The organism is Stenotrophomonas sp. 169, assembly GCF_014621775.1.
In the GTDB taxonomy this organism is placed as follows: Bacteria; Pseudomonadota; Gammaproteobacteria; order Xanthomonadales; family Xanthomonadaceae; genus Stenotrophomonas.
Map to the genome: position 1 here is coordinate 1,811,311 of NZ_CP061204.1, position 16,767 is coordinate 1,828,077.

Genomic DNA, 16,767 nt, shown 5'->3' on the forward strand with positions numbered 1-16,767 from the left:
AGGAGAGAGAGCCCGTGAACGCCGTCCGTCCGCATCGCCATTGTCTTTACCATGGAATCACCCTTGCCTTGCTGCTGCCCGCCACGGCGTGGTCGCAGCAAGCCAGTCCCGACACGCCGCCGCCCGCCGGTGCACCGGTGGCTGCTGCTGAGCAGGCACCTGCCGGCAGCGCCGTCGATCTGGAAACCGTGCAGGTCAGCGGTGTCCGCGCCGCGCTGGCGCGCTCCACCGAACTGAAGCGCGATGCGTCTACCGTGCAGGATTCGATCAGCGCGCTGGAACTGGGCCGCTTCCCGGATGACAACGTGGCCGACTCGCTCAGCCACATCACCGGCGTATCGATCACCCGCACGGCCGGCGGCGAAGGACAGAAAGTCAGTGTCCGTGGCCTGGGCCCGGAATACACGCTCACCACCTTCAACAACCGCATCCTCGCCACCGACGGCGCAGGGCGCGACTTCGCCTACGACGTGTTGCCGTCGGACGTGATCAGTGGCGCCGATGTGGTCAAGGGCGCACAGGCATCCCTCACGGAAGGGGCGATCGGCGGCCTGATCAACCTGCGTTCGGCCAGCCCGTTCGACAACAAGGGCCAGCATGCGATCGTGCGTGCAGAGGGCGACCACAACCAGATGTCCGAGTTGAACGGCCGCAAGTTCTCTGCGACCTACAGCAACACCTTTGCCGACGACACCATGGGTCTGCTGATCGGCGCGGTCTACGCCGAGCGCAAGGACCGCACGGATATCGCGGGCAATGACGGCGGCTGGACCCGTAATCCGGACCCGGCCGACCCCAGCTGGGGTGGCAATGCCTGGGGCGGCAACATCGACCCGAACGGCAATGGCGAACTGGATCCGGAAGAATACGGTCTGATCGCGCCGGGTCAGTTCCGCGTCGGTTCGGTGCTGGAAGACAAGAAGCGCAAAGCCTTCTCGGGCAAGTTCGAGTGGCGTCCCAACGACGACGTGCGCATCGTGGTGGATGGCCTGAAAACCCGCCTGGATTCGCCGCAGGTGTCTTACCAGCAGTCGTTCTACCCGCTGTTCGCACCGGGCCGTTGGTCGGATATCAACGTGCAGAACGGCATCGTCACCGGCTTCACCATGGACAACCCGGATCCAGAGCAGCGGATGAACCCGGAAGTGCTCAACCAGACCGAGCACCGCGTGGTGGATACCGATCTGTTCGGCATCAACGGCAGCTGGAAGGTCAACGACAGCCTGACCATGACCGGCGATGTGTACCGCTCCACTTCCGAGCGCAAGTCGGGCGGGCAGGACACCTACGTGGTGCTGCGCATGAACCAGCCGAACGTCACGCGCATCGACCTGACCGGCGACGCCGTGCCGAATGTCACAACGACGCTGGATGATGGCCGCGATCTGTCCACGGGGCTGGCCAACGGCCAGTTCAATGACCGTGATTTCAACACGCACTACATGGAACTGCGTGGCGACAACATCAAGGACGAGATCACGGGCGGCACCATCGCCGGCAAGTTGTACGTCGGCGAGTGGGGCGTGGACTCACTGAACTTCGGCATGACCCGCACCGAGCGCAGCAAGCGCCGTGACCTGGTCAACAACACCCTCAACGGCGGTGCCGACTACTACTCGGTGGACAACGCGATCAACGTCGGCGATCTGGGCGGTGGCGTGCTGGACCGCACCCTGTCACTGCCGAACTTCATGAACAAAGTGGGCTCGAACTTCCCGCGCAGTTTCCTGGGCTTCGACGTGCCGAACTACCTGGCCAGCCTGGAAGCCTACAACGGCAACCCGCGTCCCGACGGCAGCGTGTACGACTTCGCCAACGCCGCACCGCAGTGGAATCCGCTGGAAAGCTACCGCGTGGAAGAAAAGACCAACGCGTTCTACGTCCAGGCCGACCTGTCCGGCGAGCGCTGGAGCGCAGACGTGGGGGTGCGCGTGGTCAGCACGACGACGCGCGCGCAGGCATGGGATGCAAAGATCATCAGCATCACCGAGAACGGCGCGTTCAACTACACCGCACGCTACGCCGACCCGACCCCGGTGCTGCAGGACGGCAGCTACCGCTACATCTTGCCGTCGGGCAACTTCACCTGGCGCTTCACCGATGATCTGCTGCTGCGCCTGGGCGCGGCCAAGACGATGGCCCGCCCGCCGGTGGACAAGCTCGCACCGACCAACACCACGGCCAGCGTGTCGTGGGGCGAGTTCACCCAGATCTACGGCGGCAACGTGGATCTCAAGCCCTACACCGCGCAGCAGGGCGATGTCTCGCTGGAGTGGTACTTCGACGAGCAGTCGATCGCCAACATGGCGGTGTTCTACAAGCGGATCGAAAACCAGATCACCACCAGCTGGGAGCCGGGCCAGGACATCGGCGTGCCGGGCTACCTGTTCAACGTGATGCGCCCGATCAACGGCGACTACGCCAAGGTGCACGGCATCGAAGCTGGCCTTCAGCACTTCTGGGAGAACGGCCTGGGGTTCCGCGCGCAGTACACGCGCAACTGGTCCAAGAGCTTCGTCGGCGGCGAAGAGCGCCCGCTGGAAGGCATCGCTCCTTCGGTGTATTCGTTGGGCCTGATGTATGAAAAGGGCCCGTGGTCGGTGAGTGCAACGGCCGATTACAGCGACGGTTTCGTGACCGCCACCAACGTGCTCGGTGCGGGCTACAACGAACAGGCCGACGAGATCACCTGGCTGACCGCGAGCATCTCGTATGAGATCAACGACATGTTCAGCGTCAGCCTGCAAGGCCAGAACCTGCTGGACGAAGCACAGACCTACAGCATCAACGGCAACCCGTTGCTGTCGCAGGGCTATTACCGCTACGGCCGCTCGTTCACGCTGGGCTTCAGCGCGCGCTTCTGAATGAGCGAAGCGTAGTGCCGGTGCGTGACGGTCGCAGACTGTCACGCACCGGGTGAACCTGACTGGATGAACCTGGACTGGTAGAGCCGACTTCAGTCGGCTGCTTTTGCATGCCGAGGCCGACTGAAGTCGGCTCTACCATTCTCCGTGAAGCCGACTAAAGTCGGCTCTACCATTCTCTGTGCAGCCGACTAAAGTCGGCTCTACCGGTATCGGCGCTACCTGGCCGGCAGCAGCCGGGGCTGCTTTTCATACCATTCCTTGGCACCGGCCAGATGCCACTGGCGGTTCTCACCGTCGAGTTCGATGCCGGCGCCCAGTACGCCCCAACGCAGGTACAGGTCGCCGCGCTTGCCCGGCTTGCCGATGTCCAGCCGCCCGCGCAACGAAAGCCGTGCGTTCTCCGCTTCCAGGTCATCGATCACCAGCTGGCCCTGCCGCCAGCGCAACTGACCGCTGGCCTGCACCTCGCCCGAATCCACCAGCCCCAGTACCCACCGGGGGTAGGCGCTGCGTTCGCCGAATACATCCAGCAACGGGCCCGCATCGCGCAGGCGGATGTCGGCCACCGCATCGGCATTCAGCGGCGCCGACGCACCCAGATGCCCGCTGCGCACCGCCAACTCGCCCCACCACCCGGCATCGGTGCTGTCGGCGATGCGGACGTCCTGCAGACGCACGGTGGTGCCGCCCAGGTCGAACTGCTTCTGCTCGAAATCCGCCCGCTTGATGCGTGCCCGCAGCAGCGCATCGCCGCGCATCGCGACACCGGCCAGCTGCATCCGCGCACCTTCGCCACGCAGGTCGGCCTTGCCCGTCCCGATGCGGCCGGAGGTATCCAGCTCGACATCGCCACTCAGCAGGCCGGTACCGCCCAGCAGCCGCAGCTGGTCATTGCCCACGAAGCGGTTGTAGCGCGACAGGTCGGGCACACGCGCGTCGTTGAACCGCAACCGGGCGCGCACACCTTCCTTAAGCTCTTTCAGGCGTGCATCCCCGGTGAGATCCAAGGACATCGCGCGGCCATCAAACAGCACCTGATCGGGCGCATCCGTCGGTGCAGCGCGGAACTGGGGAATCTCCACCTTCAACTCCGCCTGCGGCGTGGTGCCCTCGGTAATGCGGCCCTTGGCATGTGCATCGCCGCGCATCCGCACCCCCGCCACATCGGCAATGGCCACCACCTGCGGAACCTCGGCGGTGCTGCCCGGTGCCAGTTGGCCATTGGCCAGTTTCAGGTCTGCCTTCACCAGTCCGCCACCATCCAGCCGGAACCACGGCTTGCGCACGATCAGCTCGGAGATCCAGTTGAGCGATTCGAACTTCCAGCTCGCGCGTACCTCGCCGGAGGTCCGTGGCAGCAGGTCGGACAGATCATCAAAGGGAATCGTGCGGCCGGCGATGTGCAGGTCGGCGTCGATCTCGCTGCCGGTATCCTCGTCCTTTGGCAGCCGGGCCTGCAGGCGGATCTGCTCGGCGACGTTGAGCTGCAGTGCCAACAGGCCGCGATCGGTCGCGTGGTCACCGGCGTGCACCGGCAGGCGCCACACCAGATGGCTGCCCGGCCGCAGCACGCCACCGTGATCCATTGCCAGGTCGGCCTGCAATCGCGCCGTAGACGGGATCGTACCGACCTTGACGTGGGCGCCGGCCGTGTCGATGCGCAGGGCCTGGCTGCGCGCATCCACCTTCAACTCGGCGGTCAGGATGCCGAGCTTGCGGCGTCCCGGCGCTTCGTCGCGGTAATGGCGCGGAAAGCTGGCACGCGCGTCAAGGTGGGCCTGGTCCAGCACGGTCGTGCCATCGAGGCTGATCGTGGCCTCATCGAACGTCGCCGTGCTGTCGAGCAACTCGGCGGGCCCGCCGCGCAGCTGCTTGACGAATCCCACGGTCGCCTGGCCCTTGCCGGCTATCAGCAGCTTGCCGAACTCGCCGCTGCGGACGCTGTCGCTATGGATCTCATCCATACGCACGGTCCATCCCCGGTCGCTGCGTGGCGGGGGCGGGATGGCCTTGTCGACCTGGCGGATCACGGCGCGTACGCCGGCGGCATCCACGCGCGGGATATGGATCTCACGACGCAGCAGCGCGGGCAGCGAAATATACGCGCTTGCCCGCTCACCACTGAACACGAACAACGTCCGGTTGGCCTGCACCCGCACGTGCACGTTCCATAGCACTGCATGCCCTGGCACCACGGTCAGGGCAGGGCCGCTGTGCAGCTGGAACTTGTCCGGCTTGCGGTTGGTGACCATGTCGAACAGCGGCGTGTTGAGGAAGATGTTGCCTGCAAGCAGATACAACAGATACAGCGCCAACAGGGTTGCCAGCGCGATACGGACAGGTCGGGGCCAGCGCGGCAGGCGCTGCAGACGCGCAGGAATCAGGGGCATGGTGGACCGCAGGCGGGAATCATGCTGCTACTATCGGCAGCGGCCGGCGGCAACAGCGTGAAGGCTGCAGGCTCAGGTGATACTTTCTGCAGGGGGGCTGCACGTCCCTGTTGCCTGTTACTGGAGTGAACTGCATGTCGCTGCTGTCCAACCTGCTGCCGATCCTGATGATGGCCGGCCCCGCCGTACTGCCCGAACCGCCGGCCAGTGACCCGATGTTCCATGCCGAGCCCGGGTCGCTTCAGCCCGAACAGATACGCGCCATGCAGCAGCGCCTGGCCGACTGGCCGCAACTGGGGTATTACCGCGAACAGAATGCCGCCTTGCCTGCCGCCACGGCCGACCGCCCCCGTGTGGTCTTCTTCGGCGACTCCATCACCGAAGGATGGGGCGCCACCGGCAGCAGTACGTTTTTCCCCGGCAAGGGCTACATCAACCGCGGTATCTCCGGACAGACGACGGCGCAGATGCTGCTGCGCTTCCGCCAGGACGTGATCGCGCTGCGCCCGGCGGTCGTCGTGGTGCTGGCCGGCACCAATGACATCGCCGGCAACACTGGCCCGGCGACGCAGGCGATGATCGAGGACAACCTGCACGGCATGGTGGAACTGGCCAAGGCCCATGGCATCGCAGTGGTGCTGTCATCGGTGCTTCCCGTGAGCAGTTACCCGTGGCGCGCAGGGCTGCGGCCAGCGGACAAGGTGCGGGCCCTGAACACAGCGCTGAAGCAATACGCAGGCACAGAGGGAATCGTGTTCCTGGACTACCACGCGCTCATGACCAACAAGGAAGGCGGGCTGGATGTCGCGCTGTCGGCGGACGGGGTGCATACCACGCCGGCCGGCTACGCGCGCATGGCCCCCCTGGCCGAGGCCGCGATCGCCGACGCACTGGCTGCGGCGGGCGCGGTGCCATCAGGCAGGACGCAGGGGACGCAGCGGTGAAACGAGCCGGGTGGTCTGGTCGCTCGCCGGACGGAATGCTGCGTTGAGCGTGCCCACCACACCGGATGGCCGTTACATTGTCGTCCGCGGACGTCTGTGGCGTGCAGCCAACCCTGGATTGGACGAGGTCACCCGGACGGCGTTGGTGGCCCAACTGATGGACGCGCGGCGAGCGGTGAAAACGGCCCTGGCTGCAGACGACGCAGCGCAGCTTGCTGCCGCGCGTGCCGCGGTTGACGCCGCGAAGATAGGGCTGGGAGAGCGTGGTCCGGTCTGGTGGAGCGACGGGGCGAAGGACTTCAACCGTCATCTGGTGAAGAACACGCCGTATGCAACGTGGTATGCGGCTCTGCCGTGCAGCGAGCAGGGGCCGAACGCATGAAGTGGCGCATCGCGTTGTCCGTCTTGATCTGGCTGTTATGCATTCCGGGGATGATGTGGCAGCTGATGTTCGTAACGGTTGCGCTGGGGCAGCCCCTGAGCTGGGAGGGATGGCCTCCCCTCCAAGACCTCTATCTCTTTGTCGCCGCGCCCGCGAGCTTGGCGGCCTGGCCCATTCTGGGTGCGCTCAACCTGCGTTGGTTGGAGCGCCGTCCGCTGCATTGGCGTTGGCCGCTGATGGGGACCTTGCTGGCGGTGGGATGGCTGCTGCCGGGCGTGCTCGGATTGCTGCTGTTCGCCGCGCCGGGTGTCCTGTTTGCCACCTATCTCTGCCTCTGGCACGTCACGATGTGGCGCAGACAGCAGCGAACGGCTTAGCGCTATCGCGCACCGTCCGTCACGTCAGGTCACCACCATCGACCCCTGTACGCGGTCCATCGCATCGAGCTGCAGCTGTGAAGCATCCAGCTGGATGGTGCAGCGCAGTCCATCATCGGCAAAGCCGTAGTCGACGTCGGCACCGATCTGGTACGGCAACGCGCGTTCGATCAGCTCACGTCCCGCACCACCGCCACGGATCTGCTGGGGATTCTCCGGCAGGTCGTGTACATCGTGTTCGTTCCAGTCGATGCGCAGCGTAGGGGCACCGGGGTCGGCAGCGCCGGTCTCCAGCAGCGACCACCGCACATGCAGCCGACCTCCCTGCTGGCGCAGCGCCCCGTACTTTACCGCGTTGGTCGCCAGCTCGTGCAACGCCATCGCCAGGGGCTGCACGCTGCCTGATCTCAAGGGAATGTTGTACGGACCTTCCAGTACGATCTGATCGCCCTGTGCCGCCGGATCGCAATGCGCGGCCAGCTCCCCGCGCAGCAGCGCATCGAACTGCACCCGGTCCAGTTCGCCAAGCCGCGACAGCAGGCCCTGCGCGCGTGCCAGGGCATCCAGACGGGCATCGAAACGGCTGGCGAAGTCGGTCATGTCGCGGCTGGTGGCGAGGGTGCGGCTGGCCATCGCGCGCACTACCGACATGATGTTCCGTGTCCGGTGTTGCAGCTCATCGACCAGGATGCGCAGCATCGCCTCACTGCGCCGCCGTTCTTCTTCATGTTCGCTGCGCTCGGTGACATCGCGCGTGGTCCCGACGATCGCTTCGACGTTGCCGCGCGCGTCCAATTGCGGGACGAAGATGTAGTCGTACATGCGACGCCCCAAAGGACCTTCGAACGGGACGTCGCCCCGTATGGGCTTGCCGGTCGCGATCACTTGATCGAGCTCGCGGCCATGCATGGCTGCATGCCAGTCGGGGTAGCCCAGCTCCAGGCAGTTCAGGCCCAGCGCCTCTTCCTCAGTCTTGCCCCACATCCGCAACAGGGCACGATTGGCGTAGGTGAAGCGATGATCGAGGTTGAAGATGTAAGCAAGGTCCGGTGAGCTGTCCAGGAACGCTTTCAGGCGGCGACGCTCGCGTTCTGCGTCATGCAGCGCGTGCACCACCGCATCGGCCGCCCGCTCCAGTGCCAACTGCTGGTCTTCGCGGTCCAGCACGACGGCCGCGATACGGGTGCCGAACTGTGCGACATCTTCCTCCCACCCGCTGAGCGGGCGCGCCTCGGACAGGCACATCAGCAGCCACGCACGCGGACCTGCACCGGCGTGGGTGATGGCAATCGGGTTGCAGGCCTGCAGTCCCTGTTGCTGGCAATGGCCCTGCCACTGCGCCGCCCATGCCGCGTCCGTCGACGTGTCTGGTGGAACCGCAGCGACAGACCCGCCAGTGAAGCGCGCGGCAAGCGGGGAGCAGGACGCGCGCTCAAGTTGCTCCAGCAGAGCAGGGGGCATGCTGCTCCCGATGACATAACGCACCAGCGGCTCACGTGCGGAGGCGACGACGACGCACGCCCGCAGACCCGGCTTCATCCGTTCAATCGAGTCGATCAGTACCTGCAGGCACTCGCGCGGCGGTGTGCCCCGTGCCAGCGTATCCAGCAGTGTTGCCTGTTCTCGTACCAGCAGTTCGGCGCGCACCCGGCGGGTCATGTCCAGGCACATGCCGTTGATGTGGTCACGCTGCCGATCCAGCCGCCCGCGCAGCATCAGCCAGCGTCGGCTGTTGCCATCGGTCCAAGGGAGTTCGATCTCAAAGTGCGGGGCGTCGCGGGTCTGCCGATGCACGCGCCGCCATGCAGCGCGCAAGACGGCAGGTGCGATGCCGCCCAGTTGATCAGCGGCGGTACCCGACGCCGTGAGCTGCCGTCGAGCGATATCGAAGTGCCAGACACCCAGGCGGGAGTCGTCGAGGATCGTTTCGACGGCGACGTCGGACAGGGCAGGGGGCATGATGGCGAAGGGAAAGTTCGTCAGGCCCACCGTTTTGCCAACCCCGACGCAAAGAGCACGTGAAGGCTACCCGGTAGCGCCGACCCATGGTCGGCGAGCGCAGCGAGTTCGAACGGTGCAGAACTGCACGGTAGCGCCGACCCATGGTCGGCGAGCGCAGCGGGACTCGAACGGTGCAGGAATCCGCCGAGCGTGGCTCGGCGCTACCCGCCAGTATGCGCAGGGCGCGCCATCACCAACGCAATCGTGCGCCGGCGTAGACGCCGAATCCTTCGCCCGGCGTGGAACGGGCCACGTCACGTCCACCGTCGTCGTACCCCGGCGTCACCGTGGCGGCGTAGTGCTTGTCGCCCAGGTTGCGCAGCTCCAGCCACCCCTGCCACTTACCACTCGGTGCATCGAAGCCCACACGGCTGCCGAAGATGACGTGGCCGTCCGCGCGGAAGCTGTTCGCGTAGTCAACAAAGCTCTTCGACGCGTACTCGGTGTTCACCGCCGCATACAGACCGGATGCGTGGTCGTACCGAAGCTCGGCCTGGTAATAGTGCCGGGGCAGCCCAGGCAGCCAGTTCTCACCGAACCGTGAGTCATGCCGGTACCGGAAATCGCTGAACGTGTAGGCCTGCCGCAGTGACATCCGCCCCGTGCTGCCTTGGTACAGCGTGCTGTCCAGCCCGGCTTCCACACCGCGATGCACGGTGGGGCTGGCGTTGTTCTCCGCAATGAACAGGTTCGGGACCGGCGCCACTTCCACGCTCAACAGCTCATGGTTCACGAGCGCGTAGTAGCCGGTAAGCTCCCATTGCCCGATAGCCGCCGTGCCACGCGCGCCGAGCTCAAGCGTCGTCGCGGTCTGGTTGTCCAACGCCACCGGCGCACGCTGCCGTCCACTCGATGCGCCATTGCCCGCAGGGAAGAACAGGTTCGATCCCCAGATCATCGACCAAGGATGTGCCGGCTCGACCGAACGGCTGAGATTGCCGAACCACTGGGTGGCCGGCGAGGCCTGCCACGTGAAGCCGAGCCGCGGCGCGTAATCCCAGTCGCGTTCGTTCAAGCGCTCACCGGTGCGTGGCCAGGTGACCTCCACCTCTCGCCGCGTCTGCACCAGCGCCACGCCCGTCTGCACGCTCAGGGCATCGCTCAGCTGCAGTTCGTTGCTGATATTCAGCGTGCTGTCGGTGCCGTGATGGGAGAAGTCGCGCGTGTGGGTCCCGGCGGGATAGCCACCGTTGGGGAAGCGCAGCGTCTCGCGCACGTCCGCGTCCAGGTCATGGCTGACGCGCAGGCCGATGGTGGTCACGCTGTCACGGCCGAACAGCGCGTGGCGGTGGCGGTAATCCAGCGTCGCGTTGAGGTTGGCGTAATCCAACTGCTGCCGGTACAGGCTCTCGTTCAAGTCCATCGGGTACTTGTGATACACCACGCCAGCCTGCAGCGATGAATCCTCATCCACCTGCAGCGTGGTCATGTTGCCGATCCACGTGCTGCCCGGTTGTGGCCGGCTGGCGTCGATGGCCAGGTTGGCCGGGTTGGCCGCGCGCGGGTCGTTGCGGATCTGCGCGCGGGTCAGGCGCCCGGGCGTCTCGTGGTCGGTCTCGCGATAACGCACGAAGAAGCGCGTCTGCAGGTCCGGGGTGATCTGCCAGCCGACATTGGCCATTGCGCCTTTGCCGTCGCCGGACGCATGCCGCTGGTAACCGTCGAACTGGGTGTCGGTGTAGGCGACGTAGTAATCCAGTGCGTCCTGCACCCCACCGTAGCCGACGCTGCGCTTCTGGTAGCCACGGCTGCCTGCTTCGTAGTGCAGCTCCAGCCCTGGTGCGTCGCGGCCGCTGCGGCTGACGTAGTTGATGGCACCGCCCAATGCCAGCGCGCCACGCTCGAACCCGTTGGCACCGCGCAGCACTTCCACGCGTGAGAGCCAAAGCGGCTCCAGCAGTTCGTACGGCGTACCGCCGGCGCCGGTCAGGGGCAGCCCATCCAGTGATACCGAAATGCCCGAGGCATGCGCACCGGGACCGCGATTGATGCCGGATCCGCGGATGGACACCTTCGTGCCTTCGTTGCCTGGTGACTGCGCGTTGATGCCCGGCTGATAGGCGAGCACGTCCGCGGTGCCGCCGACCCGGCCCTGCGACACCTTTGCCAGATCCACGACATTGCCGGCGCCCGGCACCCGCGCAAGCGCCTTGCGGGCGGCGTCGGTGGTATCGGCCGCGGTGACATCGACCCGATCCAGCGTCGTCGGCTGGGCCGCGGTTTCAGCGCGGGCGGGCAGGGCTGCAAGGGCGGTCAGCACCGCAACGGCGAGCACGCAGGGAGGCAGGACAACAGGCGTCATGAGCAGTAAAACCAGCAGCGGAGTGAGGCCGCGGCCGGGTATGAGCCCTGTAAACCGTAGCGAGGCCGCGAAAGTTAACAGGGCGGATGCAGGTTGTCGAGCCCGCGCTGAAGGGGGCGACGGGTATCGGTAGCGCCGAGCCACGCTCGGCGAGCGCAGCGGCAGGGCGTTGACGGCCAGCGGCCGTCACTACCGATGAGATGGCTCAGCCCAGAATGCCCGGCAGGTCCAATCCCTTTTCCTTGGCGCACTCCAGCGCGATCTCATAGCCGGCGTCGGCATGCCGCATCACGCCGGTGGCCGGGTCGTTCCACAGCACGCGGGCGATGCGCTTGGCGGCCGCCTCGGTGCCATCGCAGACGATCACCATGCCGGCATGCTGCGAGAAGCCCATGCCCACGCCGCCGCCGTGATGCAGCGATACCCACGTTGCGCCGCTGGCGGTGTTCAGCAGGGCGTTGAGCAGCGGCCAGTCCGATACCGCATCGGAGCCGTCCGCCATCGCTTCGGTTTCGCGGTTGGGCGAAGCCACACTGCCCGAATCCAGATGATCACGGCCAATCACCACCGGCGCCTTCAGCTCGCCACTGGCAACCATTTCATTGAACGCCAGCCCCAGGCGATCGCGATCCCCCAGCCCGACCCAGCAGATACGCGCGGGCAGGCCCTGGAACTTGATCTTCTCGGCGGCCATGTCCAGCCAACGGTGCAGGTGCGGGTTGTCCGGAATCAGTTCCTTCACCTTGGCATCGGTCTTGGCGATGTCTTCCGGATCACCGCTCAGCGCGGCCCAGCGGAACGGGCCGATGCCGCGGCAGAACAACGGACGGATGTAGGCCGGCACGAAGCCGGGGAAATCGAACGCATCTTCAACGCCTTCTTCCAGCGCCATCTGGCGCAGGTTGTTGCCGTAGTCGACGGTCGGGACGCCCAGCGCATGGAAGGCGAGCATCGCGCGGATGTGATTGGCCATCGATTCGCGTGCCGCTTTCTCCACCGTCTTCGGCGCAGACACGCGCTTCTCGTCCCATTCCTCCACGGTCCAGCCCTGCGGCAGATAGCCGTTGACCGGGTCATGTGCGGAGGTCTGGTCGGTCAACAGGTCCGGCTTGACCCCGCGCACCAGCAGTTCGTCCAGCACATCGGCGACATTGCCGAGCAGGCCGACCGACAGCGGCTTCTTCGCCGTGCACGATTCCTCGATCAACCGCAGGGCTTCATCCAGGTCGTCGGTCCAGGTGTCCAGGTAGCCAGTGCGCAGGCGCATCTCGATGCTGGACCTGCGGCATTCCACCGCCAGGCACGAGGCGCCGGCCATCACCGCAGCCAGCGGCTGTGCCCCGCCCATGCCGCCCAGACCCCCGGTGAACAGCCACTTGCCGGCCAGGCTGCCGTCGTAGTGCTGGCGGCCCATCTCCACGAAGGTCTCGTAGGTGCCCTGCACGATGCCCTGCGCGCCGATGTAGATCCAGCTGCCGGCGGTCATCTGGCCATACATCGCCAGGCCCTTCTTATCCAGCTCGTTGAAGTGGTCCCAGTTGGCCCAGCGCGGTACCAGGTTGGAATTGGCGATCAGCACGCGCGGTGCATCGACGTGGGTGCGGAACACCCCCACCGGCTTGCCGGACTGCACCAGCAGGGTCTGGTCGTCGTCCAGCCGGGTGAGCGCGGCCACGATCGCATCGAAGCTTTCCCAGTCACGTGCGGCGCGGCCGATGCCGCCGTACACCACCAGTTCCTGTGGCCGCTCGGCCACATCCGGGTGCAGGTTGTTCATCAGCATCCGCAGCGGCGCTTCGGTCAGCCAGCTCTTCGCGGTGAGGGTGGTGCCGGTGGGCGCGATGATGGTGCGGGACGGGTCGTTACGGGTCATGCGGCGCTCCGGGTCGATGCGAATTCAAGGCAGGCGTTCAGTACCTGCGCCAAAGTGTGGCGCAGCGGTGCGGCGTGGTCGTCGTCCAGCGGCGTAGGCCAGCTGTGCGCGTCCAGCGCGGCGGGGGCCGGCTCGTGCATATAGCCCCGGCAGGCCAGTTCCATCTGCAGGCTGTGCACGCCGCCCGGGATGTCGCTGTAGTGACGGGTGATCCAGCCCCCCTTGAAGCGGCCGTTGCGCACGTGGGGCATGCCGCTGAGTCGGCAGAAATTCTCCACCACGTCCGACAGCGCGTTGTCGCAGGACGTGTCCACCGCGCCCGACGGACCGGCGGTGCCGAGGTTGAACTGCGGCAGTTCACCGTCGAACAGGTGCGGAATCTGCGATCGGATCGAATGCGCGTCGTACACCACCACGGTGGGGTAGCGCTCACGCAGGCGCGCGATCTGCGCACGCAGCGCAGCGTGATAGGGCGCGAAATACGTGTCGCGGCGCCGCGCGATCTCCGCTTCATCCGGTTCCATTCCGTCCGAATACAGGGGCTGATTGTCGAAGGTCGTCAGCGGGCACAGGCCGGTCGTATTCTGGCCCGGATACAACGACACGCCGCTGGGGTCGCGGTTGAGGTCGATCACCGACCGCGAGATCGCCGAACGCACCGTGGTGGCCCCCAGCCCGCGCGCGAAGGCGTAGAGCTCATGCACCCACCAGTCGGCGTCACGTCGCGCCAGCCATGGCGAGACGAAACGGCCGCGCAGGTCATCGGGCAGGTCACTGCCGGTGTGCGGGAAGCTGATCACCAGCGGCGCATCACCTTCATGCACCTCAAGCCAGGACGGATAGGCGTTCATGCAACCGGCTCCACACTCGGCAGTACCTCGGCGAGGCCAGCAGACAGCGCACCGCTGCGCACCAGGTTCGTTGCCGCCACCATGTCCGGGTGGAAATAGCGGTCGTCTTCCAGCGTCGGCACCTGCGCGCGCAACAGCACGCGCACCGCTTCCAGCGGCCCACTGGACTGCAGCGGGGCATGGAAATCGCAGCCCTGCGCGGCAGCCAGCAGTTCGATACCGACCACATTGGCGGCGTTCTCGGCCATCTGCATCAAGCGGCGCGCGCCATGCGCTGCCATCGACACGTGGTCTTCCTGGTTGGCCGAGGTGGGAATCGAATCCACGCTGGCCGGGTAGGCGCGCTGTTTGTTCTCCGACACCAGCGCGGCGGCGGTGACCTGCGGAATCATGAAGCCGGAGTTCAAGCCAGGACGCGGGGTCAGGAACGCAGGCAGGCCGGACAAGGCGGGGTCCACCAGCATCGCAGTGCGGCGCTCGCTGATCGAGCTGATCTCGCAGATCGCCATCGCCAGCATGTCCGCGGCAAAGGCCACCGGTTCGGCGTGGAAGTTGCCACCGCTGAGCGCTTCACCGGTATCGGTGAACACCAGCGGATTGTCCGTCACGCCATTTGCCTCGATTTCCAGCGTCGTGGCGGCCTGGCGGATGATGTCCAGCGCCGCGCCCATCACCTGGGGCTGGCAGCGCAGGCAGTACGGATCCTGCACGCGCACGTCGTTGTCGCGGTGCGATTCGCGGATCGCCGAGCCCTGCATCAGGGTGCGCAGCGCGGCGGCGGTGACGATCTGTCCGCGCTGTCCGCGGATGCTGTGGATGCGTGGATCGAACGGGGTGTCAGAGCCCTTGGCCGCTTCCACCGACAGCGCGCCGGTGACCAGTGCAGCCTGGAACACGATCTCGATCTCGAACAGCCCCGCCAGCGCATACGCGGTCGAAAACTGCGTGCCGTTGAGCAGGGCCAGCCCTTCCTTGGCACCCAGCTGCAGCGGCTGCAGGCCCGCCTGCGCCAAGGCCTCGGCGGCCGGCAAGCGAGTGCCCCCCACGAACGCCTCGCCCACGCCGATCATCACGCTGGCCAGGTGCGAAAGCGGCGCCAGATCGCCCGATGCACCGACCGACCCCTGCGCCGGGATCACCGGCACCACGTCGTGCTGCAGCAGCGCTTCAAGCAGCTGCAGGGTCTGCACCCGGATGCCCGATGCGCCCTGTGCCAGGCTGACCAGCTTCAACGCCATCATCAGGCGCACCACCGGCAGCGGCATCGGCTCACCCACACCGGCGGCATGGGACAGCACGATGTTCCGCTGCAGCGTGGCCAGGTCTTCGGGCTCGATGCGCACGCTGGCCAGCTTGCCGAAGCCGGTGTTGATGCCATAGACCGGCGCGCCCTTGGCGACGATGGCGTCCACGGTCGCGGCGCTGGCCTGCACGGCCGGCAGGCACGCCGGATCCAGTGCGATGCGTGCGCCGCGATACACCTGCCGCCACTGCGCAAGGGGTACATGGGCAGGGCGAAGGACCAGCGGGGTGTTGCGCGTGTCATCTTGCATTGAAGCGTGCTCCATCAAACAGGGTCGGGCTGCCCGCGCACGACGCGCGCGTGCAGCGGATTGAAGCCGATGCGGTAGACCAGGTCGGCCGGCGCGTCGATGTCCCAGATCGCCAGGTCGCAGTCCATGCCCACTGCCAGCCGGCCGATGCGATCACCCCGGCCCAGCGCCTGGGCCGCATGCCGGGTGAAGCCGGCAATGCACTCTTCCACCGTCAGCCGGAACAGCGTGGCGCCCATGTTCATCGCCAGCAGCGGGCTGGTGAGTGGTGAGGTGCCGGGATTGCAGTCGGTGGCCAGTGCCAGCGGCACGCCGGCTGCACGCAGCGCCGCGATCGGCGGCAGGGTTGTGTCGCGGGTGAAGTAGAACGCGCCGGGCAACAGCACGGCCACGGTGCCGGCCTCGGCCATGGCGGCGATGCCGGCCGCATCCAGATGTTCGACATGGTCGGCCGACAATGCACCGTGGCGCGCGGCGAGTTCGGCGCCGTGCTGGTTGCTCAGCTGCTCGGCATGGATCTTGATCGCCAGCCCGTGCGCCTGCGCGGCGGCGAATACCTGGGCGGCCTGCGCGGTGGAAAACGCGATGTTCTCGCAGAAGATGTCGACCGCTTCAGCCAGCCCCTCCGCTGCAATGGCCGGGATCATCACGGTGCAGACTTCGTCGATGTATTCCTGCGCCTCACGTCCCGGCGGCACCGCGTGCGCGCCGAGGAAAGTCGGTACGACGTGCACGTTGCACGCTTCCCCGAGTGCGCGTGCGACCTGGAGTTGCTTGCGTTCGTCGTCCAGGGTCAGGCCGTAACCGGATTTGACTTCCAGCGTGGTGATGCCTTCCGCACGCATCGCCAGCAGGCGAGGGCGGCTTTGTCGCGCCAGCTCTTGGTGGTCTGCCGCACGCGTGGCGCGCACCGTGGAGACGATGCCGCCGCCGGCGCGGGCGATGTCGGCATAGCTGACCCCCTGCAGGCGCTGCTCGAACTCGTTGGCGCGGTTGCCGGCGTACACCAGATGGGTGTGGCAGTCGATCAAGCCGGGGGATATCCAGCGGCCTTCGCCGTCGATACGGCGCGTGGGCTGCAGGTGGGCGCCGCTGCGTGCGGGTCCGACATGGAGGATGCGACCCTCATGCGCGGCAAGCTCGCCATCGCGCAGGATGCCCAAGCCGTCGCCGCACAGGGTGATCAGGTGTACGTTGGTCCACAGGGTGTCGCACTGCATGGGCGTC

11 protein-coding genes are annotated in these 16,767 nt (G+C 66.4%); 4 read left to right on the top strand and 7 right to left on the bottom strand.

What is annotated here, in order from left to right; translation table 11 throughout:
• Positions 1-14 precede the first annotated feature (14 nt).
• Positions 15-2,864: a TonB-dependent receptor gene (locus ICJ04_RS07830; RefSeq protein ID WP_223203009.1), complete on the top strand. Its 2,850-nt coding sequence runs from the start codon at positions 15-17 to the stop codon at positions 2,862-2,864.
• 218 nt (positions 2,865-3,082) lie between these two features.
• Here the strand turns inward: ICJ04_RS07830 and ICJ04_RS07835 are convergent, their stop codons facing one another.
• Positions 3,083-5,257, bottom strand: a complete 2,175-nt coding sequence (locus ICJ04_RS07835) for a hypothetical protein (RefSeq protein ID WP_188326947.1) — start codon at positions 5,255-5,257, stop codon at positions 3,083-3,085.
• 215 nt (positions 5,258-5,472) lie between these two features.
• On the opposite strand from ICJ04_RS07835, the gene ICJ04_RS07840 reads away from it, so the two are divergent.
• The 3 genes from ICJ04_RS07840 to ICJ04_RS07850 are packed head-to-tail and all read left to right on the top strand — an operon-like array spanning position 5,473 to position 6,960.
• Positions 5,473-6,201: an SGNH/GDSL hydrolase family protein gene (locus ICJ04_RS07840; protein ID WP_223203049.1), complete on the top strand. Its 729-nt coding sequence runs from the start codon at positions 5,473-5,475 to the stop codon at positions 6,199-6,201.
• A gap of 10 nt (positions 6,202-6,211) precedes the next feature.
• Positions 6,212-6,583 carry a hypothetical protein gene (locus ICJ04_RS07845; protein ID WP_188326949.1) on the top strand — a complete coding sequence of 124 codons (372 nt, stop codon included), beginning with the start codon at positions 6,212-6,214 and terminating at the stop codon, positions 6,581-6,583.
• Entirely contained in the window at positions 6,580-6,960 is a 381-nt protein-coding gene (locus tag ICJ04_RS07850) for a hypothetical protein (protein ID WP_188326950.1), read from the top strand. The genes ICJ04_RS07845 and ICJ04_RS07850 overlap by 4 nt, the downstream gene beginning before the upstream one ends.
• 24 nt (positions 6,961-6,984) lie before the next feature.
• Here ICJ04_RS07850 and ICJ04_RS07855 read toward each other — a convergent pair whose 3' ends face one another.
• From ICJ04_RS07855 to hutI, 6 genes are all read right to left on the bottom strand, one after another.
• Positions 6,985-8,949, bottom strand: coding sequence for an HWE histidine kinase domain-containing protein (locus ICJ04_RS07855; protein WP_188326951.1), 1,965 nt, complete (start codon positions 8,947-8,949; stop codon positions 6,985-6,987).
• 202 nt (positions 8,950-9,151) lie between these two features.
• Positions 9,152-11,263, bottom strand: a complete 2,112-nt coding sequence (locus tag ICJ04_RS07860; protein ID WP_188326952.1) for a TonB-dependent receptor — start codon at positions 11,261-11,263, stop codon at positions 9,152-9,154.
• Between the two features lie 205 nt (positions 11,264-11,468).
• Complete coding sequence (gene hutU / locus ICJ04_RS07865; RefSeq protein ID WP_188326953.1) at positions 11,469-13,136, bottom strand: urocanate hydratase; 1,668 nt, start codon at positions 13,134-13,136, stop codon at positions 11,469-11,471.
• Entirely contained in the window at positions 13,133-13,987 is an 855-nt protein-coding gene (gene hutG, locus ICJ04_RS07870; RefSeq protein WP_188326954.1) for an N-formylglutamate deformylase, read from the bottom strand. Before hutG ends, hutU begins: the two co-directional genes overlap by 4 nt.
• On the bottom strand, positions 13,984-15,540 hold the full coding sequence (gene hutH, locus ICJ04_RS07875; RefSeq protein ID WP_188326955.1) for a histidine ammonia-lyase: 1,557 nt from the start codon (positions 15,538-15,540) through the stop codon (positions 13,984-13,986). The genes hutG and hutH overlap by 4 nt, the downstream gene beginning before the upstream one ends.
• Positions 15,541-15,554: 14 nt before the next feature.
• The gene (gene hutI, locus ICJ04_RS07880) at positions 15,555-16,760 is read right to left on the bottom strand and encodes an imidazolonepropionase (protein ID WP_188326956.1); all 1,206 of its coding nucleotides are present in this window, start codon (positions 16,758-16,760) and stop codon (positions 15,555-15,557) included.
• Positions 16,761-16,767 lie beyond the last annotated feature (7 nt).

What these genes read in the sequence shown, in the direction of transcription:
- hutU (WP_188326953.1), bottom strand. Translation starts at nt 13,136, where the DNA reads ATGACCCGTAACGACCCGTCCCGCACCATCATCGCGCCCACCGGCACC.
- hutH (WP_188326955.1), bottom strand. Translation starts at nt 15,540, where the DNA reads ATGCAAGATGACACGCGCAACACCCCGCTGGTCCTTCGCCCTGCCCAT.
- ICJ04_RS07835 (WP_188326947.1), bottom strand. Translation starts at nt 5,257, where the DNA reads ATGCCCCTGATTCCTGCGCGTCTGCAGCGCCTGCCGCGCTGGCCCCGA.
- ICJ04_RS07840 (WP_223203049.1), top strand. Translation starts at nt 5,473, where the DNA reads ATGTTCCATGCCGAGCCCGGGTCGCTTCAGCCCGAACAGATACGCGCC.
- hutG (WP_188326954.1), bottom strand. Translation starts at nt 13,987, where the DNA reads ATGAACGCCTATCCGTCCTGGCTTGAGGTGCATGAAGGTGATGCGCCG.
- ICJ04_RS07860 (WP_188326952.1), bottom strand. Translation starts at nt 11,263, where the DNA reads ATGACGCCTGTTGTCCTGCCTCCCTGCGTGCTCGCCGTTGCGGTGCTG.
- ICJ04_RS07850 (WP_188326950.1), top strand. Translation starts at nt 6,580, where the DNA reads ATGAAGTGGCGCATCGCGTTGTCCGTCTTGATCTGGCTGTTATGCATT.
- hutI (WP_188326956.1), bottom strand. Translation starts at nt 16,760, where the DNA reads ATGCAGTGCGACACCCTGTGGACCAACGTACACCTGATCACCCTGTGC.